Consider the following 23,496-nt stretch of genomic DNA (forward strand, 5'->3'; position numbering starts at 1 on the left):
CGATTTATTAATGCACTGTTATAAGAAGACCAATTGGTTGTACGATAGATTTTAGGTGTGGGCTTATTCATTTGAGAATTATATTGTGGAATAAGCCTTTAGAGATAGGTTTGTGCAACAAAGCCGTTGTGTGTTGTTGTTAACTGCGTGTAGTTCTACAGCTGTCATACGTCCTCCCGAATATAAAACACCGCTGATTCACACGGATGAGCAATATAAATATGCTGCGCTCAATTGGACAGAAACCGCAGGCTTAAAAGGAGCGACAGTCGCATGGTGGAAAATTTATGAAGACCCCGTTTTAGTCCAACTGCTGCAACAGTTAAATGCAGAAAACTTAAATTTGAAACAGGCCGAGGCACGTTATAGACAAGCCAATGCTTTACTTGAGCAGCAAAAAGCCAGTCGTTCTGCCAGTCTAAGCTTAGAAAGTGCTGCCAAGCGTAATGGCGCAAAGCATACCTCTCCAAATAGTCAGTTTAGTACTGGGGTTCAGGCCAGCTGGATTCCTGATGTTTGGGGACGTGTGGCGAAAGCGATAAAGGGACAACAGGCAAATTTAGAAGCGGTGCAGGCGGACTTAGCCGCAGTGAAACTGAATCAACAGTTATTGGCGACTGAGGCTTATTGGAACATTCGTGTTTTGGATGCGCAACTTGATGTATTGCAGCAAACCCAAAAAAGTTACGTGCGTTCAGTGCAAATTTTAAAAAACCAATATACAGCAGGGATGATTGCGCGGGCAGATGTTATACAGGCAGAAACGCAGTTGAAACAAGTGCAAATACAGCAGATTGAAATGCAGCGTGAACGTAATTTACAGGAAAATGTGCTGGCGGTCTTACAGGGTAAAAGTGTGGTTCAGTTTCAACTGGTGAAACGTCAGCAAGGTTTGAGTATTCCTACTGTACCTGCACAGTTACCAAGTCGCTTACTCATGCAACGTCCTGATGTGATTCGTGCAGAGCGGGAGCTTGCGAGTACACATGCACAGTTGGGTTTAGCACAAACGGCATGGTTGCCAGATATTAATATTGGTCTTAATGCGAGTTTAAATAGTCAAGTGTTGGGTCAGTTGTTCCAAGCCCCTGCATATTTATGGTCTACGGGACTAGAAGCGGCTTCGGTTATTTTTGATGGTGGAAAACGGCAAACTGAAATTGCCCAAGCGCAGGCAAGTTATGATGAAAAATTAGCAGCCTATAAGCAAGCTGTACTTACGGGCTGGAAGGAAGTCGATGATGCCTTAATGCAAACTTCAAGTTTGAAACAACAACAACTGGAGCAAGCTCAGTTACTGCAACTAACTAAAGAAAATGAACAAGTGGTGATGCAACGTTATAACGCGGGTTTGGTCAGTTATTTGGAAGTGGTCACAGCGCAGAATTTAAGGCTACAAGCTGAACAGAGCACATTAGAGTTGCAACAAATCCAATTAAAAAATACAGCGCAATTAATCACTGCTATGGGTGGAAATATTTCCTAACGCCTTGGTTTTTCACATGGTTATTGGCTCAAACGAAATTAAACCTTACATGTTAGGCACCAGATGTAAGGCTGATACTATTTATTTAAAAGTAACAATAGAATAGAGAGTATTTAGTGTTGGACAGTCACTTTAAGGACACACTGTTTATAAAAACAGTGCGCCTGACATTGCTCCAAAAAGCATGACCCACAGTGGATGAATTTTTTTCACTAAACTTAACCCCGTCGCCACGATAACGATCGCGATAAGTAACCAGTTCTGAGCAGATGCTGCGGCAATAATATAGGCACTAACCAAAACCAAGCCGACAGTAATTGGTTTCAATGCTTTTTCAAACATGCTACGTAGCGGATGATCCTTAAACTGATTCCAAAACTTGAGTGCAAATATAGTCAGTACAGAAGATGGCCCAAACTTCGCCAGTGAAGTCACAAACAGTCCAGCAGGTCCAGCCACATGCCAGCCGACCAGTGGCACAATCATCATATTGGGGCCCGGAGCCGCTTGCGCCATGGCAAACATGGTGCTGAACTCTGTGGCAGTAAGCCAACGATGCACTTCAACCACTTGATGTTGCATTTCAGGCAAAATGGCATTGCCGCCACCAAAGGCCAGTATAGAAAGCTGGGTAAAAACGATGGCTAAGGTGATTAAAATCATGCGTTTTTTCCTCTTTTTTTCAAGCTTAAGACTGCGACATTGATGCCTACTAAAACCAGTAACGTTAATGCCAAGGGAATTTTAATGATCAGCATAAAGACGATGGTCAGCGCAATGGTAAAGATCGTGAGGTAACTTTTCAGAATGGGTTTCAACATTTTTAACCCCATCGCAAATAGTAAACCTGCTGCCGCTGCTGCTAGTCCCTGTATCATGTGCTGAATGATGGGGATACTTTGAAATTGGGTATAGAGCTGATACAGCAAAATCACAATCACCGTCGGTGCAAAAATCAACCCGAGAACTGCACTAATCGCACCTTTAACCCCCTGAAACTCATAACCAATCGCAACGGCCATATTAATGATGTTTCCTCCAGGGAGGATTTGACAGACACCCAATAAGTGCGTGAACTCTTCCGTGTTGAGCCATTTTTGGTCTTCTACAACCATTTGGTGTGCAAGTGGCAGTACGCCACCAAAGCCCATGAGTCCCAGCTTCATAAAGCCTGCAAATAGTTCCCGTGAAGTTGGATGGGTTATTTGTTCAGCAGGGAGCACTTCAGTGTTCATGTCTTTCGCCTTTTGTGGAATGTGCCCAGTATGAACCTGTAGAGATATATTGAAAAATGCTATTTTTGACGTTATATATACTGAAAAAGTATGTTTGATGGGGCAGACATGATTGATATCCATAAACTCAGAGCATTTGTTGCAGTGGTAGAAGAAAGTAATATTTCGCATGCTGCTGTTCGTTTGAATATGCAACAACCACCGTTGACACGGATGATCAAAAGCTTGGAAGAAGAGTTGAGTACACAACTGCTAAAGCGTTTGCCGCGTGGTGTTGAGGTAACAGAAGCAGGCAAGGTTTTGTACAAAGAAGCCCTTGCGATATTGGCGCATGCGCAGTTAATTCCTAAACGTGTGCAGGATATTTCTTTGGGGGTCGAAGGTCAGATTAATATTGGCTTTACCAATTCGGTTGGTTTACATCCATTTTTGCCGGCTTTGCTGCGGAACTTTCGGGAAACTTTTCCACGTGTTTCAATTCATCTGGAGGAAGATGGCAGTAGCTCGTTGATAGACTCCATTAGTAATGAAAAAAATGACATTGTGTTCTTACGCAAACCTGCACCCATTGGCCTCGGTTTAACCAGCCTACATGTATTAGATGAACCACTCATTGTGGCTTTACCCAACAATCATCCTTTGGCGGAACAAGCCGAACCGATTCATTTGCTGGATCTTGAACCGCATGATTTTGTGCTGTACCGACGTTTAGCGGGGCAAGATTTATTCGATAATATTTTGGCCAGTTGCTACCAAGCTGGATTTAGCCCCAAAATTGTACAAGAAGCACCACGTTTAACTTCGAGCTTGAATTTGATTGCTGCCGGAATTGGCTTATCTATCGTGCCTGAAGCCATCCGTGACTTTTGGAATAAACAGATTGTTTATAAAGCACTCAAGGCGAACAATCCATGTATTGCACCGATTTATGCAGTGTATAAAGAAAATATAGATCATATCCGTTTACAGCACATTTTAAAATTATTGCAATAAGCCATTGAATATTATTCACTTTAATTGGGTGTTACAAATGCTGAATTATGGTGCTAAGGTAGAGTGATCATGTGTTGTATTAAAGTTTTATACCTATAACGAATGCTCGTACGGAGCAAAATATAATATTTAGCAATATGAGGTGTTTAACCCATGCTTTTTAATAAAGTTTCTTTTGTACTTACGGCTCTACTTTCTTCCTCTGTGGTACTGATGGGTGGTTGTACACCCAGTCCATCTAGTACAGTTTCAAATATACAACAACAGACGCAAAATGCCTTATTGGTCTATGGTGGCCCGATTTTAACCATGCAAGGCATGCAGCCCAGTTATGTCGATGCCATGTTAATTCAAGACGGAAAGATCCGTTATACAGGCACATTGTCTGAGGCTGAAAAACTTGCGCCACAAGCTAAACGCTTGAACTTGAATAACAAGACCGTCATCCCTGGCATCATCGATGCACATAGTCATTTAAACTCTGTCGGTATGCAGCAAACTGTGGCAAATTTATATCCGCCGCCAGATGGCAAGGTGGTGAGTATTGCCACACTTATCCAAGAAATGAAGGCGTGGGCGAAGCAAAATCCAACTTTTGTCCAAGCGACTTCTGGCTGGATTATTGGCAATGGTTATGATGATGCCCAGCTACAAGAGAAAACCCATCCGACAGCCACAGATTTAGATCAGATTTCAACGACTCAACCGGTGCTGATTTTGCATCAGTCTGGACATTTGGCCTCTGTGAATCACAAAGCGCTAGAGTTTTTAGGCATTAATGAAAAAAGTAGAAACCCCAGTGGTGGTGTGATTCGACGCGTAGTTGGGACAAATATTCCAAATGGTGTACTGGAAGAAAGTGTTGTGATTGAGGCCATGCTACAGGCGTTTAAAACGGTCCCACCTGAAATGATGCAGCAGATGGCGTTGACTGCGGTACAGACCTATATGAAAAATGGTTACACCACGGTACAAGAAGGACGAGCTGATCGTGGTACTTCAGAACTTTGGCGTAGTTTGGCTAATCAAAACAAATTAGCAATTGATGTCGTCTCTTATCCTGATATCAGTTCAGAACAGGCGTATATGCTTGAAAAAGGTGTAAGCAAAAACTATGTCAATCACTTTAGAATTGGTGGCGTGAAAATTAGCTTAGATGGTTCACCTCAAGGCAAAACTGCATGGTTAACCGAACCTTATGTGGTTCCACCTGAAGGGAAAGATAAGAACTATCTTGGCTATCCTGCATTTCCAGAGCAAAAAACGGTCCAGCACATGATTGATTTGGCTTTCAGACAGCATTGGCCCATTTTAGCACATGCCAATGGCGATGCCGCGATTGATCAATACCTTAATGTGATTACCAATGCGCAAAAGAAATATGATGCCTCACAGCGACGAGATGTGATTATTCATGCGCAAACTATGCGAGAGGATCAACTGGATCGGGCGAAACAGCTTCATTTGATTCCCTCATTTTTTTCTTTGCATACCTACTACTGGGGCGACTGGCATGTAGCACAAACCTTAGGTGAAAAGCGTGCTGAACACATCTCACCGACGGGTTCAGCTTTAAGAAAAGGCATGATTTTCACCGAGCATCACGATGCTTCTGTTATCCCACCGAAAAGCATGATGGTGTTGGATGCAACGGTTAATCGCACCACGCGAACAGGCAAAGTTTTGGGTGAGGCACAAAAAGTCAGCCCGTATATCGCACTTAAAACGATGACGGACTGGGCTGCATATCAGTATTTCGAAGAAGACATCAAAGGCACATTAAGTACTGGGAAATACGGTGACTTTGTTGTTTTAAGTGACAATCCAATCACAATTGATCCGTCTAAGATCAAAGACATCAAAGTTCTTGCAACCTATAAGCAAGGACAGTTGGTTTATCAAAGATAAAGTTGTTTAGCGGCTTGTAAACCTGCGACTGAAAAGGTCATGAGATGTTTGACCAAAAGCGCAGGTTCAAGCTTGGAGACATTTTTAACTGGGCTTGGACCATTTGCATCTGCCAAAATCAGCATCATACAGGGTGCAACTGTGCTGAGTACACAAGGCAAAAGTGCAGGGTGATTTTCATCAATACCTGAAACTTGGCTAATAATTTTTTTGACCAAAAGAAACTTTCGCGCACCATCATTTTGCATAAACGTGTATAGGTGGGTGGTCGGTGAAAAAAGTTCACGAACAAACACTTTGCTATGCCAGACATCGGTTTCAACCAGTTTGCCGATTAGGCTTTCAAAAAAAGCTTCTAGTTTTTCAGTGGGCGTTTTAGAGCTGTTAAGCAAGGTCAAGAGTTCTTGTTCATCAATATAATGCGTATGTGCTTCGGCAAGTACGGCACGATATAAGCCATCACGACCATCGAAGTGATAGTTAATGGCAGCCAAATCGACTTCGGCCAGCTTGGCAATTGCTTTACTCGTGGTTTTTGCAAAACCATCCTGAGCAATTAGGCGGCCAGCAGCATCCAAAATTTTCGATTTGGTTAAATCACCATCACTACGTCCAGCTCTAGACATTATTTACTCTGCATCAAAATTTAGACTTGAAGTATATCTTTCTTAATTGAATTGTTATAGTTTAAATTAAATTTAAACTTGTATTAAAACTAAGCGAAGGTTTGGTGTACATGAACAAAAGTAAGTTCATACTGTTGGTTGGGGTGTTGCTCATTGCAGTAGCGGCTGCATTGTTGTGGTTCAGTCGAGACAAAGCCGATCCCGATCATCTGGTGTTATATGGCAATGTCGATATTCGACAAGTCTCGCTGGCATTTGAAACGGCTGGACGTATTCAAAGCTTGGCTGTTCAAGAAGGTGATCGCGTTCAAAAAGGTCAGGTTCTTGCAGAACTGAATACTGACTCGCTTACTATACAAGCACAGCAAGCCCAAGCGCAGTTACAAGTTCAACAGCAAACCTTAAATGAACAAGCTGCGGGCAATCGACCTGAAGAGATTACCCAAGCGAAAGCGAAAGTACAGTCTGCCCAAGCCCAATTTGAAAATGCCGATAAACAATACCAACGTTTAAATGTCTTAAATCGGAGTACTGCGGGTCAAGCGGTGAGTAAGCAAGAGGTTGATGCTGCAAAAAGCAATATGAAAATGGCGGAAGCGGCTGTAGGTGAAACCAAAGCCAACCTAGAGCTACTTTTGAAAGGTGCGCGCACAGAAGATCGTGAAGCGGCTAAAGCACAATATGAATCGACCAAGGCCAATCTTGATTTGATTGATTATCAAATTACTCAAAGTAAGCTGCTGGCACCTGTGAATGGCGTAATTCGTGCACGTTTACAAGAAGTTGGTGACATGACGACTTCAAACAAGTCCGTCTATACCATTGCCCTGATCCATCCTAAATGGGTGCGTGTTTATGCAAGTGAAATGGATCTTGGGCATATCAACATGGGCGCAGCAGCACAAGTCATTCGTGACTCACAACCGAATCAGCCCATCACAGGAAAAATTGGTTATATCTCACCTGTCGCAGAATTTAGCCCGAAAACGGTACAGACCGAAGATATTCGCACAACTTTGGTTTATGAAGTCCGTATTTATGTCGATGACCCGAATGACCAACTGAAGATGGGACAACCTGTGACGGTGCACATAGCCAAATCATCGCGTCCAACTGCCACGAACAATCCTTAGGGCAGGGGAGTATGTCGATGTCAGTAGAGAGCATTGTAATTGCCACGGATTTAAACAAAACCTTTAAAGCAGAACAAAAAGGTTTAGATGATGTGCAGGCTTTGCAAGGCATAAATATGCAGATCAAAACAGGACAACTGACAGCTTTGGTCGGGCCTGATGGTGCTGGTAAAACCACATTTTTAAGATTGATCGCAGGTTTATATAAGCCAACCACTGGAAGCTTAAAAGTCTTAGGAATGGATGTCGCCAAAGATCCACAATCTGTGCAAGATCGTATCAGCTACATGCCGCAAAAGTTTGGTTTGTACGAAGACCTCAGTATTCAAGAAAATTTAGACTTGTATGCGGATTTGCATGGCGTGCCAATGGACGTTCGCAAGGAACGTTTTGCACGTTTGCTCAAGATTACCGACTTGGCGCGCTTTACTGAACGTCCCGCAGGAAAACTCTCTGGAGGCATGAAGCAGAAGTTAGGTTTGGCCTGCACTTTAGTCCGTTCACCTGAACTATTGCTGTTGGATGAGCCAAGTGTCGGTGTCGATCCACTCTCACGCCGTGATTTGTGGATCATCATTGAACAGTTGGTGAGGGAGGAGAACTTAAGTGTCATCCTCAGTACTGCGTATATGGATGAAGCTGAACGCTGTCATCAGGTTTATGTCATGTTGGATGGGCAAGTCTTAAAGCAAGGTACACCCGACGAGCTGACGGCTCAGGCACAGGGACAAACATGGCAAGTAAAACCCAGACCTGACATGAAGGCGCGGGTGTTACAAGCACATTTACTTGATAATCAATATTATATTGCCGATACAGTGCCCAAAGGAGATGTAGTGCGTTTTATTACGCGAACTGAAAGCTCAACACTTCCTACAGATCTGTTACCCAAAGGCCTTGTTGCGGAACAGAGGCCAGCAGAATTAGAAGATGCATTTATGTTGCTTTTACATGTGGCGAAGCATACTCAAAAAATGGTATTGGCACAGGAAAATTTAGCTTTAGACCCTTCAATAACTTTGATAGAAAACTCTGATCCACCACAAGTGAAAACAGAGCAGAGTGTAAAACAGCAGCTTGAAAAACCTGTGATTGTGGTGAAGGATTTGGTACGCACCTTTGGTGATTTTACCGCCGTGGCCAGTACCTCGTTTGATGTGTATCGAGGCGAAATTTTTGGTTTACTTGGCCCTAATGGTGCAGGTAAGACCACGACGTTTCGTATGCTCTGTGGCTTACTGCCCGCCAGCAGTGGTGTGTTGGAAGTGGCAGGCATGAATTTACGTACAGCTCGTGCGCAGGCAAGGGCAAAAATTGGTTATGTATCGCAGAAGTTTGCCCTGTATGGCAATTTGAGCGTGTTGGATAATTTAAAATTCTTTGGTGGCGCTTATGGCTTATCGGGCAAACAGTTAAAGCAGCAAATTGATAAAGCGTTGCTCCAATTTGAACTTAAGCCATACGCAAAAAGCGGTGATCTACCAAATGGTTTTAAACTGCGTTTGTCGATGGCAGCAGCACTGTTACATCAGCCTGAAATTGTATTTTTAGATGAACCGACCAGTGGTATTGATCCGTTAGCAAGGCGCTCTTTTTGGTACACCATTGGAGAGCTAGCGAACCAAGGCATAACCATTATTGTGACCACACACTTTATGGAAGAAGCTGAATATTGTGATCGGATTGCGATTCAAGATGCAGGGAAATTGTTGGCGATTGGCACACCTCAACAGATTCGTGGGATGGCACAATTAGAGGGTGTAAACGATATGAATAGCGCTTTTATTGCCATCGTTGAACAGTCCCGTGCGGACATGCAGGCTCACTGAGGAGCGTCAGATGAATCATTTCTCAGCTTTCTGGACACGACTGTTTGCCTTGACACGTAAAGAATCCAAACAGCTGCTTCGTGATAAAAGTAGTATGGCGATCGGTTTCATTCTACCGATTATTTTAATTTTGCTGTTTGGTTATGGGCTGTCTTTCGACTTAACCAACGGACGAGTTGGGGTTGTGGAGCAACAGCCCACGCCACAGAGTCAGCAACTGATGAGTGGCTTAAACGGCTCTAAATACATTACCGTCAAGCACTATCCAAGCTTTAGCCAAGCTGAAGCCGCAATAGGCAAGGCTGAAATTGATGCCATCGTCAATATACCCAGCAACTTTGCGGAGCAATATACAAATGGAGAGGGTGTTGTTCAGGTCATTACCAATGGCCGTTCGACCAGTATTGCTTCGGCCTTGCAGGGCTATATTACCAGTGCGCTCAATACCGCCAGTTTGATACAAGCAGACCGAACAAATGCAGCTTCGGTGGGTAGCGTCATCACGGTTGAACAACGTATGTGGTTTAACGAGTCCGCAAATAGTACGTGGTTTTTAGTACCGGGTTTAATTGTCTTGATTTTGAGCTTGGTCGGAGCATTTTTAACAGGTTTGCTGATTGCACGTGAGCGCGAGCGTGGCACTTTAGAAGCATTATATGTTACGCCCGTACGTCCTCTAGAAATTGTACTTTCAAAACTGGCGCCCTATATCGTGATTGGGATGATTGATATTGTGATGTGCTTAGTTGCAGCACATGTTCTGTTTGATGTACCCATTCGCGCATCACTGCTCTCTGTCATGAGCGCTTCTTTTTTATATTTAATGGTGTCGTTACTGTTGGGGCTGATGATTTCAGGCCTATCAAAAAGTCAGTTTCAAGCCAGTCAGATGGCACTGCTTGCCAGCTTCATGCCCGCTTTGATGCTTTCAGGTTTTGTGTTCGACACACGAAACCTACCGCTAATTGTGCAAATCGTCAGCAATGTTTTACCTGCAACGCACTATATGACTTTGATTAAAACTCTATTACTCGGTGGTGATGATTGGTCTTTGTGGCTCAAAGAGTGTGGCATTTTATTGATTTATATCGTGCTATTCACAGCAATGACCGCGCGTACACTGAAAAAGCGCTTGGGCTAACGAAAGGAAAAATGGTGTTATGGCAACGTTAATGCGCTGGTTTCGTTATCTTTGGGTACTGATTCGAAAAGAGTTTTTAGCTATTTTAGTCGATCCAGCCAATCGGGTGACCTTAATCGCGCCTGTATTTATCCAAGCGGTCTTGTTTGGTTATGCCGCAAGTTATGATGTGAATCATGTTGATTATGCCGTGCTGGATCAAAGCCGAAGCCAAAGCTCACAACAAGTTTTAGCGCATTTAGATGGTTCAGGAATTTTTAAACGAACAGCAGATTTGCAAAATAATCAACAAATCCAACAGGTGATTAATGATCGAACAGCCTTGGCGGTCATCACCATTCCTGCTGATTTTGAGGATAAGCTAAATAATCAAGAGTCTTCGCCGATTCAAGTGATTCTAGATGGGAGAAACTCATCGACTGCAAGTATGGCGGGCTCCTACATCAGTAGTGTGGTGGGGCAGGTCAATCAAGAACGATTGGGAACTAGCTTAGCGATTACGGTACAAGCGCGGACATGGTATAACCCGAATGTCGAGTCGAGATGGGGCATCATGCCATCTCTGATTGCAACTTTAAGTATGATGCAGACACTGTTACTTTCGGCACTTTCAGTAGCACGCGAGCGTGAACAAGGGACTTTTGATCAGCTCTTAGTTACACCCTATACCCCGACGCAGATTATGATTGGTAAGGCCATTCCGCCGATTATTATTGGAGTTATTCAATCTTCCATTATTTTAGCGATTATTCTGTTCTGGTTTCAGATCCCGATGAATGGCTCCTTGACCTTACTTTATTTTGGATTATTTGCCTTTAATATTGCCGTTGTGGGTGTGGGACTGTCGATTTCAGCAATTGCACTGAATATGCAACAAGCCATGCTGTATACTTTCTTTTTGATCATGCCTTTGACACTTTTATCTGGTTTACTAACTCCTGTACAAAATATGCCAAAAGTGTTGAATTGGCTGACTTATGCCAACCCGCTACGCTTTGGCATAGACTTGGTACAACGGGTGTATTTGGAAGGTGCGAGTTTTGCGCAAGTGAAATGGGACTTTGTACCGATGTTGATATTAGCCATAATTACTTTGCCTTTGGCTGCGTGGTTATTTCGAAATCGTTTGTCATAATAGAGTGTATCTTTATGTATCGCTTATCGATACAGACTGTGATCAGGCATTTGACGTTAAATAATGCAATCAATATCGGTTCATGATTAAAAAAAACGATTTTTGCATTGTATTTCTGGCTTAAGCTTTTTATTATTGCCCGCTTGTTTTCGCGATCAGCTTGGAATGGAACCTTGAGTAATTTTCTAACCGAACACCTGATTCATCGAGATGAAGACTTTATGGTCATCCATAAGCCTGCAGGTATACTCACCGTTCCGGGGAAGACAGAAGACTTACAAGATTGTATGATCAATCGTTTAGTCAAACTAGAACCTAAAACACTACTGATCCACCGTCTTGATCGCGATACCTCAGGTATCTTGGTTTTTGGTCTCAGCCGTTGGGGGCAAAAATCCATTTCTCGTCAGTTTCAAGAACGTCAAACCGATAAAACATATCAAGCGATTGTGGCTGGTCATTTAGATGGTCAGGGCACTGTTGATGTGCCTGTGATTTATGATCCATCCCGTCCACCGTTACATATTGCAGAGCCCAGTCATAACAAGCCTGCTTTGACGGAGTGGAAAGCCATTGAACATTTTGAAATACAGGGTCAGCCCGTGACTCGTGTGGCGCTCACCCCCATTACAGGGCGTTCACATCAACTTCGTGTACATATGCAGTTTTTAGGTCATCCTATCGTGGGAGATACGCTCTATGCTGCGCCTGACCAGCAAGATTTGATGCCGCGTTTGTGTTTACACGCAGAGCGTTTGAGTTTTCATCATCCCCAAACCAATGAACGTATCGAATTTATTTGTCCAGTACCATTTTAAGTACGTGGAATCATCAAATTTGCTCACTTTTTTAGTGAGCTTTATGTCAAAATATATTGCTTAAAGGTGTATAATTTTGCTCAAATATCAAACAATGTTTGAGCATTAAATTTGCAGTCCTAACTTGTAGATGAAGGTGGAAAAATTGCAGCAGTTTGCTATTGGTCAACGTTGGTTATCAGATACTGAAACGGAACTCGGTCTAGGAGTTCTTATTGATGTAGATGAGCGATCTGTCAGCATCTTATTCCCTAAAAGTGATGAAACACGTGTATATGCACGGAATAATGCACCTTTATCACGTATCATTTTTAACGTGAACGATGAATTACAAGATCAAGAAGGCACCAAGTGGACGGTTGAATCACATGAAGACCGTCATGGTGTGGTGCGTTATAATGTTGTTCGTCGCTTAGAAGATAGTACGGAAGAACGTAAATCACTGAATGAGACTCGCATTGGCGCTCAAATTCAGCTGTCTAAACCGCTTGATCGCTTATTGGCAAGCCAAATTGACTATAAAGAATGGTACGACTTACGTATTGAAGCAATGCTGATGCAAGCCAATATGAAGTCGAGCCCTTTACGTGGCATGGTCGGTTCACGTGTCGGTTTGATTCCTCATCAGTTGTATATTGCACACGAAGTGGGTCAGCGTTTTGCTCCCCGTGTCCTTTTAGCCGATGAAGTGGGCTTAGGTAAAACCATTGAAGCTGGATTAATCATCCATCAACAGCTTAAAACGGGCCGTTCAGAACGCATCCTAATTTTGGTACCCGATTCACTGCAATATCAGTGGATGATTGAAATGCGTCGTCGTTTCAATTTGAACTTCTCATTATTTGATTTAACCCGTACGGCTTCAATCAAAGAACATGACCCTGAACTGAATCCATTCCTGACTGAACAATGCATTATTGCGTCAATCGATTTGATGATTGATCATGATGACTTGCGTGAACAAGCCCTAGAAGCTGGTTTCGATCTGTTAGTGGTCGATGAAGCGCATCACTTGATGTGGAATGAAGAAGACGGTGGTAATGACCGCTATGACTTGATCGAAGAGTTAGCAGAAAAAACACCAGGTGTTTTACTGTTAACGGCAACTCCAGAACAGCTGGGTGTGGAAAGTCACTTTGCGCGTTTACGTTTACTTGACCCACAGCGTTTTAGTTCACTGGATCGTTTCTTGGATGAAGAAACCCAGTATCAACAAACTGCAAAAATTGCTGAAGTACTGATGTCAGATATGCCACTTGAAGAAGGGCATTTGGCTGCATTGGAAGGTTTGCTAGGGCATCGCATTGAAGATGCACCCGAACAACGTTTCCGTGCCATTCATGAGCTTTTAGACCGTCATGGTACAGGGCGTATTTTGTTCCGTAACACCCGTGAGGCCATTCAAGGCTTCCCAGGTCGTGACTGTCAACCTGCACCTTTGCCTGCACCAGAAAACTGGTCTAAAGATGGTAAATTACGTGAACAAATGTGGCCAGAAGAAGCGCAGCTTGACGGTGCATGGATGGAAGCTGACCCGCGTGTCATGTGGCTCATGGAAAAACTACGTACAGATTTAAAACACAAAAAAGTGTTGTTGATTGCACGTAGTGGTCCAGTAGTTGAAGCGCTTGAAAATGTACTCCGTTTACATGCGGGTATTCGTACCGCTATGTTCCATGAAGGCATGAGTTTACTTGAGCGTGACCAAGCGTCGGCCTACTTTGCTGAAGAATCTTATGGTGCACAAATTTTACTGTGCTCTGAAATTGGTTCTGAAGGTCGTAACTTCCAGTTTGCATCAGATTTGATTTTATTTGACTTGCCTGCAAACCCAGATGTACTTGAACAACGTATTGGTCGTTTAGACCGTATTGGTCAAGAAAACCGGATTCAAATTCATGTGCCGTATCTAATTGGTACAGCGCAAGAACGTATGTTCCGTTGGTATAACGAAGCCTTGAATATTTTCAGTAATATCTCGCCAACTGCTCAAACTTTACAAGAAAACTTTATTGTTGAATTGAAAGATTGTTTACTGACAGATCAAGGTCAGCAGTTTGATGACTTACTCGAAGCGGTCAGCGTACAACGTGAAGCCTTAGAAGCAGAGTTACAATCAGGTCGCGACCGTTTGCTTGAATACAACTCTTGTCGTCCAATTGTGGCGCAAGAAATTGTGCAAGCGCTTGAGTCTTATGATGACAACACCACTTTGCCAATGTTTATGAAGCGTTTTATGGCGTCGACAAACATTGATTTTGACGAGCAAAGCAATGGTACAGTCATCATTAAACCAACCGATCAAATGCAAGTTCAAGGTTTAACCTTGGACGAAGAAGGCATGACTGCAACCTTCTACCGCGATCAAGCTCAGATACGTGAAGATGCTCAGTATTTAACCCTTGAACATCCATTTACTGAAAGTGTGATGGAAATGATCAACACTCAAGGTTTTGGTAGTACCAACGTTGCAGTGTTGAAGTCAGCTGCTTTACCACAAGGTTCGGTGTTGTTAGAAGTGTGGTTTAAGGTCGATGTGGTTGCACCGAAAGCATTGAATTTGCCTTCAAGCTTACCGCAGCAGCTGGTTCGCGTTTTGTTGAGTGAAAAGGGTCAAGACCTGTCGCAGAAAATTGCGCCTGAAATCTTAAAACCATATTTACATCATTTGGATGGTAATAGCTGTCGCCAAGTCGTGAAAGCACGCCGTGAAGTGATTGAACAGCGTTATGTACAAGCATTAGAGCTTGCACGTGCGGCTTTACCGAGCTTTGTGCAACAGGCGAAAGAAGTCTACGGCAGTAAGTGGCAATACGAAATTGACCGTCTGACTTACTTAAAGCAGTTTAATCCGAGTATTCGTGAAGACGAAATTTCACGTCTACAAAAACTGCAAAAAGAAGGTCTTGGTTTGCTAGATGGCCTATCGGTTACACCAGAAGCAATTCAAGTGATGGTTGTGGTTAAACCATAATTGGAATTGCTGTATGAAAAGCACCTTTGGGTGCTTTTTTAATGGATCCTTAAAAAAGGGATGTCTAAGTTGTATTTGAAAAGTAATTCATTGAAATTTTAAGCGCTTGCTTATGCTAGAATTTTCGCCATTAAAACTCTAATGTATCGAACAATAAATTATGTCTAAAGCTCTAGTAACAATGGGTTCAAAAACAACACATGGTGGCATAGTCACTGAGTGTGAAAACAGTTTTGTGATCAATGGTATTGCTGTGCATTTAAATGGAATGAAGCACTTTTGTCCAAAGTGTCGAATGGTGGTTTCTGCGATTGCAGCAGATCAGAGTACAACGGTCTTGGGGCGTGCTGTGGTGATTGCAGGAGACAAAACCAACTGTGGCGCTACTTTCTTAGGCAATCAAAATCTAACTGTTTCTGCAAAGTGATCTCAGATCTATCCCAGAATATTTTTAAAAATTGGCCGAAGTGATCAAAGTCCATGACTTAGGATTCATCCTGCGCCATTTCGTTTAGTTTGAAAAACGATTATGGTAAATAGGCTATAAAACAATAGATCTGAATGACATGAGCAAACCAGCCTTACACTTTACCCATGCAAACGGCATTCCCTCGGGCAGCTATCAAAAATTTTTCCAATTTTTAAATAAAGATTTTGATGTCAAAGCGATCCCGATGATTGGTCTAGATCCGCACTATCCTGTGGAATACCGTTGGGAAGCGTTGGTCGATCAAGTTATTTCAGATATTGAACAGCAGTTTCCACGGCAACAAGTGATTGGTTTAGGGCATTCTTTTGGTTCTTTACTTACGCTTATGGCGGCTTATAAAAAACCACAGTTGTTTTCTCAAGTGATTATCATGGACCCACCGTTTGTGATCGGTTCAAAAGCCTTTTTATTTGAAGCGTTACAAAAGCTGGGATCAAAGTCCATTGAAAAACTTACCCCAGCTGCGGTGACCGTCAAACGGCGTGATCATTGGGAAAGTATTGAGCAGGCCAGTCAGGTGCTCAGACCGAATCGTATTTTTAAAGACTTTGATGAACAGTGTTTTGCAGACTTTATAGCGTGTGGTTTAAAAAGTGATCCGACTCGAAATGGGGTGACGCTAACCATTCCCAAACATACTGAAGCTGAGATCTTCAGGACAGTGCCTGCATGGTGGTGGCGTACCCCACGCAAAGCACCTGATATGCCGATTCATGTGTTGACTGCAAAAGATAGCCATTTCTATAAGCAAGGTTTACCCCAAGGGATGAAAAAAACCTATGCGATCGACTATAGTGTGCTTGAAGGCGGGCATATGTTTCCGCTAGAACAACCGAAACAGACCGCAGAATTTGTACACCAGCTCATTAAAGAGCAACAGCGAAACAAATAAGAAAATATTTCTGTGAGTCTGTTGAGTGTAATAACAGATTAGCGAATCATCGCCTCATCCAAATGACGTGAACCTTCCAAAATCATGCGAATCATGATCATGGTTTGTTCAGCCATTTTTTTACGCTCTACACTTGGCATATCAATCACTTTGGCACCCATATTGAAAACCAATTGGGTGATTGCCATGGACACCAATTCAGGGTGGAAGAGTTTGCTATTATTTAAACGTTCTAAACGAATTAAATCGTCTTTCAGTTCTTGTTGGAAATAATTCAACTGTCTTTCGACCGCATTTTTATAAGATGCCGAACCCGTATATGCTTCGCGTAATAGCAGGCTTAAGTTGCCATCATCCGCATCGAGTTGTTCAATAAAAACTTCGACTGAGCTACGAATAATACTTTCTTGGCGAATGGCCTTGATCCGTGCTTCATGCAAAATTTGGCGTAGCACAACACCTGCACGTTCAATCAACTCGATAGCCAGTTCATCGGTATCTTTAAAATGACGATAAAAACTATTCGGCGCAATGCCTGCTTCACGTGCGACTTCACGCAAGCTCAGGGATGCAATACTTTTTTCAGGACCAATCAAATTTAAAGCAGCTTGAAACAGTTCATCTTTTGTAATCGTTGCTTTTCGACCAACACTACGTGCAAGCACTGGTGCATGTTTTTTTGAAGCTTCATGCTCTGTGTTGGTTGTATGGGTTTGAATGGTGGTCGGTGTCATATTTATCAAGCAATTAAATCAATCGGTTCATTATAGCCCCACTGGTCGGCATTGTGAAACGAAACGAAACAATCAGAGTATATATACAAATATATATACATGTGTATAATAATTAAAAATCTATGGCGTGGTCCTTTACTATGCAGATCCTTGAAAAAACTAAATCTCCTTTAACTGAGTATGCTGAGAGTGTTATAGACCGACACACTGCTAACTTTTGGCTTCAAAAAATCAACCCACTTTGGTCGATACACCAAGCTTTGGGTAAAGTGGTAAAAAAAGAGCAAGTTGCACACGATATGGTGAGTTTAACGCTGCAAACCAATCGTCATTTTCAAATGGGGCAAGCGGGGCAACACCATCCTGTATATGTCGTGGTGCAAGGCGTACGTTATGAACGTACCTATAGTTTGACCCAGATTGATACGCAACATGTCTTACTCAATGTAAAAATGGTAGACCAAGGCAAGGCAAGTCATTGGCTATGTGAGCAGGCTCAAATCGGCGATGTCTTAGAATTCGGCCAGCCTTATGGCGATATGCAATTGACTGTAAATGATCAACAGCTAATTTTACTTGCTGCGGGCAGTGGTATTACCCCCATGCTGAGTTTACTGAAACGTTTAGAGAAGACTGCCAAGCTTAAAAAGCAGCATGTACATTTGATGTATTGGGTGAAAAAACATACTGATGCAGCTTTCAAAGCATATTTTGAGCAGTTGGCAGCACAATACTCAAACTTTACATTCAGCATGTTTTATACCCAAGAATCAGATGAAGGTGAGCGTTTAAACCAAAACCATATGTCTGGATTGGATCAGATTGAAAATGCAACGGTATATGCATGTGGCCCTTCAGGTTTTGTGGCTACGGTTGAGCAGCTTTTCGCTCATGCTAACACCTTAAAAACTGAAGCTTTTAGCATGAGTCCATTTGCAAACGATGATGTTGGTTTTGTGAATATTACCTTAACAAAGTCGAAAAAGATTTTAAGCATTCCAAAAGGTCAATCTATTCTTGCAAGTTTGGAACAGCAAAATGTGAAGCCTCAACATGGCTGCCGTATGGGAATCTGTAACAAATGTGCCTGCAACAAAGTGGAAGGTTCAACCAAAAACTTGGTCAATGGTGCACAAAATTCTGAGCCTGGAAATTTTCTAAAAATTTGTGTCAATACGGCACAAACCGATCTTATTGTTGATTTATAAGGGGAATAAATACAATGAATATGCCTGTTAAAGTTGAATATTTTAAAAACCCGAAGAATCGTGAGTTAACGACATTTGAGTTAGATGAACTTGCACGTGAGCTAGATGCCATTAAGCAAGAAGTACTGGATGATATTGGCGAGAAAGATGCGCAATATATTCGTCGTGTCTATGCAGCGGTGCGTTATGCATCTATTGCAGGTCGTGCATGTTTATTTGCAGGTTGGTTCCCACCTGCATGGGTGTTGGGCACGGGCTTGCTGAGTTTTGCCAAGATTATGGAAAACATGGAATTAGGTCATAACGTGATGCACGGTCAATATGACTGGATGAACGACCCTAAGTTTAATGGTCAAAACTATGAGTGGGACATCGTAGGTACAGCAGACAATTGGCGTCAGACCCATAACTACAAGCATCATACCTATACCAATATTAAAGGAATGGATGATGACATTGGATATGGTCTGCTTCGATTATTCCCAGAACAACGTTGGAAACCGGGCTTTTTATTGCAACCGATTTATAGCATTCCATTTTGTTTGTTGTTCCAATGGGGCGTTGCGATCCAAAACTTGGAATTAGGCAAATACTTCAAGGGACGTAAAAGCAAAGCGCAGACTTTAGCTGAATGGAAACCTATGCAGCGCAAAATTGGTAAACAATTGTTTAAAGATTATGTGTTTTTCCCACTCATTGCAGGGCCTGCGGCGTTGCCTGTGTTTACAGGGAATTTGGTTGCAAATGGTATCCGCAATATGTGGACATTTAGTGTGATTTTCTGTGGTCACTTCACCAAAGACGTTGAAGTTTTCCCGAAAAAAGTACTGGAAAATGAAAGCCGTGGTCACTGGTACATGCGCCAAATTCGTGGTTCGTCGAATTTAACTGGTTCAGAAGCATTCCATATTTTGACAGGGCACTTAAGTCATCAAATTGAGCATCACTTATACCCAGACGTACCTGCGAGTCGTTACCGCAAAATGGCACCGAAAGTACAAGCGGTGTGTGAAAAGTATGGCATTAACTATAACAATGCCAGCTTATTAAAACAGTATGGTAGCGTCATCAAACGTATTGTGAAATATGCGTTTCCCTTTAAAAAGTAAGTAAAAAGCCACTTCATTTGAAGTGGCTTTTTTTGTTATTTACTAAATTGACGTAATGTCTTTACCAGATGATTGTAATCACCTTGTTTGGCGATATTGAGCACATGTTCAATTTCGTGTTTTAACCATTTTTGTTTTGAAGCATTAAAAGCGAACTGCGCCAATAATACAAAGGGACTTTCACCGAATTTGATCGAAAGACCTTTGACATACTTGGGTGGAGATAACTGTTCCATACTGATGCCTTTTTATAATTTAAGTGGAATGGTTCTCAAAATATTTTTATTAGGCAAAATTTATCATAAATATATTTTTTGGTAAATAAAACATGCTGAATTTTAATAATAAATATTTTAAAAAATTCAACATGATTAATTATTAATCTATTCTTAATAATTAGCTTATTTGACGATGATTTGATGTTTTTGACAAGTCGGGAAGGCTTAAATCTGTCCCTACCAAATAGCTAAAATCAGCCAAAGACAACATTTGTTTATCTTCAATGCTATTCCCATAAGCATAAACGGCATGATAGCTATCTAGCTCATATTTTTCTTGGATACGTTGAGCTTTGTACTCACAGCTACAGTCCGCAGTCAGATAGCGCCCTGTATAGCGTTGTTGGTCTTGTTCAACTCTGGTACAGATCAGTTCAATTGAGAGTATTTCACACACATATTTTAAATAGATATCAATTGAAGCAGAGACCAAAACCACATCATCGCCCAAACTTTGGTGTTGTTTTAGTTGCCTATAAAGTGCTGGGTTGAGTCCTTTGATTAAGACTTCTGCATAGCGTTTTGCATAAGCGTCAATTTCGCTCACTTCAGCTTGCTTAAACATCGCATGGAAGAGTTTAGAGCGCATATGATGGGCAGGATAAAAACCTAAATAATAACTTTGAATATAAGGCAGAACTTTTAAGCCTTGTAGAGCAATATGCCGTTTTGAATGTACATAGAAGATGAACCCTGTAAAACTGTCTTTGTCATACAGGGTACCATCAAAGTCAAATAAGGCTAGATTTTTATGCGCTTTGCACGTTGCATGCATGTTTGATAACGTCCATTGACACGAGTGGCAAACCAGTTGGTATTATAGTCACGGCTGAGCTTTGGACCAGAAATGACAACTTCTGGCATCATGGCATAGAAAGGTTCTTTTTTAGTGACTTCTTGATAAAGCTTAGCCACCGCGCGATAGGTTGCTGTATCTTCAAATTTCTTCTCTTTCTCTTTTTTCAGGTCAGAGCGAATTTGACGCGGCGTAACCAAAATATTGTGCTGAGCGAAAACACTGATGAGTTCACGTTCTGATTGGCTTTTTGCAGATTTAGGTGAGCCATCTTTGCCATAAAGTAACAGGTCGCCGTCTAAATCAAGTTCTGCTTCAGTTAAGTCATTCAACATACTTTGGAAGGCTGCATTTCGACTTGAGTACATACCTGAGTTATAGTCGGCAAAACGGTAGAGCGGTTTGTCATAGTCAGCAGGGTACATCATCAGGCGGTGAATACCGTAATACAGACCACCATATTGGCTATAAAGGTCGGTACGTAGGTCAGCCATGCTGCCACCTTCACGTTTATTATCTTTGGCATAACCGATATGCACTTGCATTGAACCCAACGTGGTAATCGGGTTCATTTTTTCGCCTACGTCCTGACCGACAAGTTTGGCTGCACCTGTGAGCGCACTGACGTGATAGTGCTTTGACATATAGTCAAAAATTTCACGGTACAGTTCATCCAGTTCGCGTTCTGTTTTAACGCGGCGCATTTGACTTAAATAGTTATCTTCAGGACTCGGCTGCTCTTTTAAAACCTGTTGGAAATAGCCTGCGATGGTGCCACCAATGGCATCGCCGAGCTTATCTTTAAATTTTTCATCTAAGCGATCTTGGACTTCTTTAACCGCTTTTTCACCTAAACCATAAACTTGTGGATCTGCAACAAAGTTAGACTCTTGATCAACCACGGCAATGATCGAACACATATTCTCTTTATTTTGAGGAATGCCAAACTGTTCTGAAATATCGTAAATATCTTCAGCCCATGAACGGCGGTCATTTACGCGTCCAGGAATGATGCGTGCGATTTGTTCAGCATTGAGCTTAGGCTCATCATCTGTCCACCATGAACGATCACCGCAGGCAGTTAAGCCTATAGATATGGCCAAGACACTTAGTGTTTTTAAACCAGAAGAAAGAAACAGCTTTTTATTCATAAACAGAGAACACATGATAAAAGGTGAGCCGAAACAGCAGTTGCAGTATACTATGTCGGTCGAAAAAGTGATGAGTTTATATGTATATTGGTCGATATCAACTGTCAAATCATTTGATTGCTGTTCCGATGCTGGGTGGGTTCGATTATTAAGGATAATGAGTATTATTTAGTCTGTTATCGGTTTTATTATGACGGCTGGCGCAAAATTTGTGCAATAGATTGAGGAGAGTTTAACTTATGATATTTCCATTTTTTGAAATTCTTTTTTTTAATAAATTAAACAGAAAATAGTTCAATGAATAGGATGACAACTTTAAAAGGCATCTAATTCCTAATACAACTCACGCTTAAGAGATAGGATAGGCCTTACTTTGTCATTACAAGTCATCTTTGGGCGTGACCATCATGCAAAAAAGATATCAAAACGATGTTTCTAATTTTCGATGAACTATGAACAATAGTTATGGAGTACAGCCAAAGGCTCGATAACAAGCCTCAAAAGCTTATCAAAGAGTAGGCTTTTCTATTTGTGCTATAGTTTAATTGTTACTTAGCAGGCAGAACAATATGAATATCTGTATTGGTGGTGACTTGGATGGTCAAGTAGTGATTTTAAATAAGATGCGATTTAATGCAAAAGAGATAGATCAAAATAAATCATCGAGCTATATCAAGCAAAAGTATGTTAAGGGCGATCAAGTCTTTAATTTTTGGCGACATGCAGAAATGAAAATATGGGATGTTACTCATCAAGTTGAGTTGATTTTAGGAAAGAAAAATTAGCTAGAAGCGGGTAAATAAGCTTTATTCGCTTTTAGTGAAGATTTTCTTATCAATATCGATGAAAAAGCATTTCATGTGGGGTTGGGTGGTAGCAATAAAATAATATGTTAAGGTCTATCTATTGCGCGCTAAAAAGCTTATAGTGATAGTGTATTAGAATTATTTATTTTATTGTATTTACTAAAGTTATTTCGCAATTGATTCAACTCTGCGGTTTATCCGATGTATATGATTTAAAAGATTAATTCTTATATTTTTCAAAATTTAAGAGAATATTTATGTCAAACATTACAACTGGTACCGTTAAGTGGTTTAATGAAACTAAAGGCTTTGGTTTTATTTCTAGCGATACTGGAGAAGACGTTTTTGCACACTTTAGCGAAATCCAATCAAACGGTTTCAAAGTGTTGAATGAAGGTCAACGTGTTCAGTTTACGATTGTAGCTGGCAAAAAAGGCCCTCAAGCAAGCTCTATCACAGTAATCTAAGAATATTGTGAATTAAAAAACCCGCTTCAGTTAGCGGGTTTTTTAATGGCAGCTTGTTTACTATTCGTTGTTAAGATCCCGTAATTCCGCTGCCTTTAGGGATTGATAGAATCTTCAGTTAAACAGGTAACGATATGAGTTCATGGAAAAATTAGTTAGAAAAGCACATCAAAATGATTTAACAGACATCGCAGAAATTCATCACAAATCATTTATACGTCAAGCAGATTCTAAGCAATGGATAGCATCAACACTTGCGGCTTATCCTCGGTTTTTTGTCACGTAAT

At 41.6% G+C, this 23,496-nt stretch carries 23 protein-coding genes; 16 read left to right on the forward strand and 7 right to left on the reverse strand.

What is annotated here, in order from left to right:
• Positions 1–112 precede the first annotated feature (112 nt).
• Positions 113–1,486: an efflux transporter outer membrane subunit gene (locus HYI04_RS14155; protein ID WP_178896309.1), complete on the forward strand. Its 1,374-nt coding sequence runs from the start codon at positions 113–115 to the stop codon at positions 1,484–1,486.
• Positions 1,487–1,633: 147 nt separating this feature from the next.
• Here the strand turns inward: HYI04_RS14155 and HYI04_RS14160 are convergent, their stop codons facing one another.
• Complete coding sequence (locus HYI04_RS14160; RefSeq protein WP_148826244.1) at positions 1,634–2,149, reverse strand: chromate transporter; 516 nt, start codon at positions 2,147–2,149, stop codon at positions 1,634–1,636.
• A complete protein-coding gene (locus HYI04_RS14165) occupies positions 2,146–2,721 on the reverse strand; it encodes a chromate transporter (RefSeq protein ID WP_178896310.1) in 576 nt (191 codons plus the stop codon). The genes HYI04_RS14160 and HYI04_RS14165 overlap by 4 nt, the downstream gene beginning before the upstream one ends.
• 108 nt (positions 2,722–2,829) lie before the next feature.
• Between HYI04_RS14165 and HYI04_RS14170 the strand changes: the two genes are divergently transcribed.
• Both HYI04_RS14170 and HYI04_RS14175 read left to right on the forward strand, forming a co-directional pair.
• The gene (locus HYI04_RS14170; protein WP_178896311.1) at positions 2,830–3,714 is read left to right on the forward strand and encodes a LysR family transcriptional regulator; all 885 of its coding nucleotides are present in this window, start codon (positions 2,830–2,832) and stop codon (positions 3,712–3,714) included.
• Between the two features lie 153 nt (positions 3,715–3,867).
• Complete coding sequence (locus HYI04_RS14175) at positions 3,868–5,622, forward strand: amidohydrolase (protein ID WP_178896312.1); 1,755 nt, start codon at positions 3,868–3,870, stop codon at positions 5,620–5,622.
• Here the strand turns inward: HYI04_RS14175 and HYI04_RS14180 are convergent.
• On the reverse strand, positions 5,613–6,248 hold the full coding sequence (locus tag HYI04_RS14180) for a CerR family C-terminal domain-containing protein (RefSeq protein ID WP_178896313.1): 636 nt from the start codon (positions 6,246–6,248) through the stop codon (positions 5,613–5,615). The two genes, HYI04_RS14175 and HYI04_RS14180, sit on opposite strands and share 10 nt — an antisense overlap.
• A 110-nt stretch (positions 6,249–6,358) precedes the next feature.
• Between HYI04_RS14180 and HYI04_RS14185 the strand changes: the two genes are divergently transcribed.
• From HYI04_RS14185 to HYI04_RS14220, 8 genes are all read left to right on the forward strand, one after another.
• Positions 6,359–7,381 (forward strand): HlyD family efflux transporter periplasmic adaptor subunit, encoded by a 1,023-nt coding sequence (locus tag HYI04_RS14185; RefSeq protein WP_178896314.1) that lies wholly within the window; start codon positions 6,359–6,361, stop codon positions 7,379–7,381.
• Between the two features lie 17 nt (positions 7,382–7,398).
• Positions 7,399–9,210, forward strand: coding sequence for an ATP-binding cassette domain-containing protein (locus HYI04_RS14190; protein ID WP_178896315.1), 1,812 nt, complete (start codon positions 7,399–7,401; stop codon positions 9,208–9,210).
• 10 nt (positions 9,211–9,220) lie between these two features.
• Positions 9,221–10,351, forward strand: a complete 1,131-nt coding sequence (locus HYI04_RS14195; protein ID WP_058952063.1) for an ABC transporter permease — start codon at positions 9,221–9,223, stop codon at positions 10,349–10,351.
• A 19-nt stretch (positions 10,352–10,370) separates the two neighbouring features.
• Positions 10,371–11,486 (forward strand): ABC transporter permease, encoded by a 1,116-nt coding sequence (locus tag HYI04_RS14200; protein WP_029575002.1) that lies wholly within the window; start codon positions 10,371–10,373, stop codon positions 11,484–11,486.
• A 173-nt stretch (positions 11,487–11,659) separates the two neighbouring features.
• Entirely contained in the window at positions 11,660–12,304 is a 645-nt protein-coding gene (locus HYI04_RS14205) for an RluA family pseudouridine synthase (protein WP_010326546.1), read from the forward strand.
• 136 nt (positions 12,305–12,440) lie between these two features.
• Positions 12,441–15,278, forward strand: a complete 2,838-nt coding sequence (rapA, locus tag HYI04_RS14210; RefSeq protein WP_058869470.1) for an RNA polymerase-associated protein RapA — start codon at positions 12,441–12,443, stop codon at positions 15,276–15,278.
• Between the two features lie 160 nt (positions 15,279–15,438).
• On the forward strand, positions 15,439–15,705 hold the full coding sequence (locus tag HYI04_RS14215) for a PAAR domain-containing protein (RefSeq protein WP_005399638.1): 267 nt from the start codon (positions 15,439–15,441) through the stop codon (positions 15,703–15,705).
• Between the two features lie 139 nt (positions 15,706–15,844).
• The gene (locus HYI04_RS14220) at positions 15,845–16,660 is read left to right on the forward strand and encodes an alpha/beta fold hydrolase (RefSeq protein ID WP_010326549.1); all 816 of its coding nucleotides are present in this window, start codon (positions 15,845–15,847) and stop codon (positions 16,658–16,660) included.
• A gap of 38 nt (positions 16,661–16,698) precedes the next feature.
• Here the strand turns inward: HYI04_RS14220 and fabR are convergent, their stop codons facing one another.
• Positions 16,699–17,394, reverse strand: a complete 696-nt coding sequence (gene fabR / locus HYI04_RS14225) for an HTH-type transcriptional repressor FabR (protein ID WP_004693528.1) — start codon at positions 17,392–17,394, stop codon at positions 16,699–16,701.
• Between the two features lie 140 nt (positions 17,395–17,534).
• On the opposite strand from fabR, the gene HYI04_RS14230 reads away from it, so the two are divergent.
• Positions 17,535–18,602 carry a ferredoxin reductase gene (locus tag HYI04_RS14230; RefSeq protein WP_010326550.1) on the forward strand — a complete coding sequence of 356 codons (1,068 nt, stop codon included), beginning with the start codon at positions 17,535–17,537 and terminating at the stop codon, positions 18,600–18,602.
• Between the two features lie 14 nt (positions 18,603–18,616).
• Positions 18,617–19,711 (forward strand): acyl-CoA desaturase, encoded by a 1,095-nt coding sequence (locus tag HYI04_RS14235; protein ID WP_178896316.1) that lies wholly within the window; start codon positions 18,617–18,619, stop codon positions 19,709–19,711.
• A 35-nt stretch (positions 19,712–19,746) separates the two neighbouring features.
• Here HYI04_RS14235 and HYI04_RS14240 read toward each other — a convergent pair whose 3' ends face one another.
• The 3 genes from HYI04_RS14240 to HYI04_RS14250 all read right to left on the reverse strand — a co-directional run bounded on the left by HYI04_RS14240 (position 19,747) and on the right by HYI04_RS14250 (position 21,936).
• Positions 19,747–19,947 carry a hypothetical protein gene (locus tag HYI04_RS14240; RefSeq protein WP_010326552.1) on the reverse strand — a complete coding sequence of 67 codons (201 nt, stop codon included), beginning with the start codon at positions 19,945–19,947 and terminating at the stop codon, positions 19,747–19,749.
• A gap of 160 nt (positions 19,948–20,107) precedes the next feature.
• Positions 20,108–20,764 carry an HAD-IB family hydrolase gene (locus HYI04_RS14245; protein ID WP_010326553.1) on the reverse strand — a complete coding sequence of 219 codons (657 nt, stop codon included), beginning with the start codon at positions 20,762–20,764 and terminating at the stop codon, positions 20,108–20,110.
• A complete protein-coding gene (locus HYI04_RS14250) occupies positions 20,731–21,936 on the reverse strand; it encodes a DUF1615 family protein (protein ID WP_004980175.1) in 1,206 nt (401 codons plus the stop codon). Before HYI04_RS14250 ends, HYI04_RS14245 begins: the two co-directional genes overlap by 34 nt.
• Before the next feature lie 569 nt (positions 21,937–22,505).
• On the opposite strand from HYI04_RS14250, the gene HYI04_RS14255 reads away from it, so the two are divergent.
• The 3 genes from HYI04_RS14255 (at position 22,506) to HYI04_RS16990 (ending at position 23,495) form a co-directional block, all read left to right on the forward strand.
• Entirely contained in the window at positions 22,506–22,721 is a 216-nt protein-coding gene (locus HYI04_RS14255; RefSeq protein WP_004693517.1) for a hypothetical protein, read from the forward strand.
• Positions 22,722–22,999: 278 nt separating this feature from the next.
• Positions 23,000–23,209, forward strand: a complete 210-nt coding sequence (locus HYI04_RS14260; RefSeq protein ID WP_004693516.1) for a cold-shock protein — start codon at positions 23,000–23,002, stop codon at positions 23,207–23,209.
• Positions 23,210–23,351: 142 nt separating this feature from the next.
• Positions 23,352–23,495 carry a hypothetical protein gene (locus tag HYI04_RS16990; protein ID WP_224466390.1) on the forward strand — a complete coding sequence of 48 codons (144 nt, stop codon included), beginning with the start codon at positions 23,352–23,354 and terminating at the stop codon, positions 23,493–23,495.
• The last annotated feature ends 1 nt before the right edge of the window (position 23,496 follow it).

It is taken from the genome of Acinetobacter sp. SwsAc2, assembly GCF_013391465.1.
Classification (GTDB): domain Bacteria; phylum Pseudomonadota; class Gammaproteobacteria; order Pseudomonadales; family Moraxellaceae; genus Acinetobacter; species Acinetobacter johnsonii.

Excerpts from the sequence above, each read along its gene's own strand:
- HYI04_RS14160 (WP_148826244.1), bottom strand. The coding sequence starts at position 2,149 with ATGATTTTAATCACCTTAGCCATCGTTTTTACCCAGCTTTCTATACTG.
- HYI04_RS14165 (WP_178896310.1), bottom strand. The coding sequence starts at position 2,721 with ATGAACACTGAAGTGCTCCCTGCTGAACAAATAACCCATCCAACTTCA.
- HYI04_RS14170 (WP_178896311.1), top strand. The coding sequence starts at position 2,830 with ATGATTGATATCCATAAACTCAGAGCATTTGTTGCAGTGGTAGAAGAA.
- HYI04_RS14175 (WP_178896312.1), top strand. The coding sequence starts at position 3,868 with ATGCTTTTTAATAAAGTTTCTTTTGTACTTACGGCTCTACTTTCTTCC.
- HYI04_RS14180 (WP_178896313.1), bottom strand. The coding sequence starts at position 6,248 with ATGTCTAGAGCTGGACGTAGTGATGGTGATTTAACCAAATCGAAAATT.
- HYI04_RS14185 (WP_178896314.1), top strand. The coding sequence starts at position 6,359 with ATGAACAAAAGTAAGTTCATACTGTTGGTTGGGGTGTTGCTCATTGCA.
- HYI04_RS14190 (WP_178896315.1), top strand. The coding sequence starts at position 7,399 with ATGTCAGTAGAGAGCATTGTAATTGCCACGGATTTAAACAAAACCTTT.
- HYI04_RS14195 (WP_058952063.1), top strand. The coding sequence starts at position 9,221 with ATGAATCATTTCTCAGCTTTCTGGACACGACTGTTTGCCTTGACACGT.
- HYI04_RS14200 (WP_029575002.1), top strand. The coding sequence starts at position 10,371 with ATGGCAACGTTAATGCGCTGGTTTCGTTATCTTTGGGTACTGATTCGA.
- HYI04_RS14215 (WP_005399638.1), top strand. The coding sequence starts at position 15,439 with ATGTCTAAAGCTCTAGTAACAATGGGTTCAAAAACAACACATGGTGGC.
- HYI04_RS14220 (WP_010326549.1), top strand. The coding sequence starts at position 15,845 with ATGAGCAAACCAGCCTTACACTTTACCCATGCAAACGGCATTCCCTCG.
- fabR (WP_004693528.1), bottom strand. The coding sequence starts at position 17,394 with ATGACACCGACCACCATTCAAACCCATACAACCAACACAGAGCATGAA.
- HYI04_RS14230 (WP_010326550.1), top strand. The coding sequence starts at position 17,535 with ATGCAGATCCTTGAAAAAACTAAATCTCCTTTAACTGAGTATGCTGAG.
- HYI04_RS14235 (WP_178896316.1), top strand. The coding sequence starts at position 18,617 with ATGAATATGCCTGTTAAAGTTGAATATTTTAAAAACCCGAAGAATCGT.
- HYI04_RS14240 (WP_010326552.1), bottom strand. The coding sequence starts at position 19,947 with ATGGAACAGTTATCTCCACCCAAGTATGTCAAAGGTCTTTCGATCAAA.
- HYI04_RS14245 (WP_010326553.1), bottom strand. The coding sequence starts at position 20,764 with ATGCATGCAACGTGCAAAGCGCATAAAAATCTAGCCTTATTTGACTTT.
- HYI04_RS14250 (WP_004980175.1), bottom strand. The coding sequence starts at position 21,936 with ATGAATAAAAAGCTGTTTCTTTCTTCTGGTTTAAAAACACTAAGTGTC.
- HYI04_RS14255 (WP_004693517.1), top strand. The coding sequence starts at position 22,506 with ATGAATATCTGTATTGGTGGTGACTTGGATGGTCAAGTAGTGATTTTA.
- HYI04_RS14260 (WP_004693516.1), top strand. The coding sequence starts at position 23,000 with ATGTCAAACATTACAACTGGTACCGTTAAGTGGTTTAATGAAACTAAA.
- HYI04_RS16990 (WP_224466390.1), top strand. The coding sequence starts at position 23,352 with ATGGAAAAATTAGTTAGAAAAGCACATCAAAATGATTTAACAGACATC.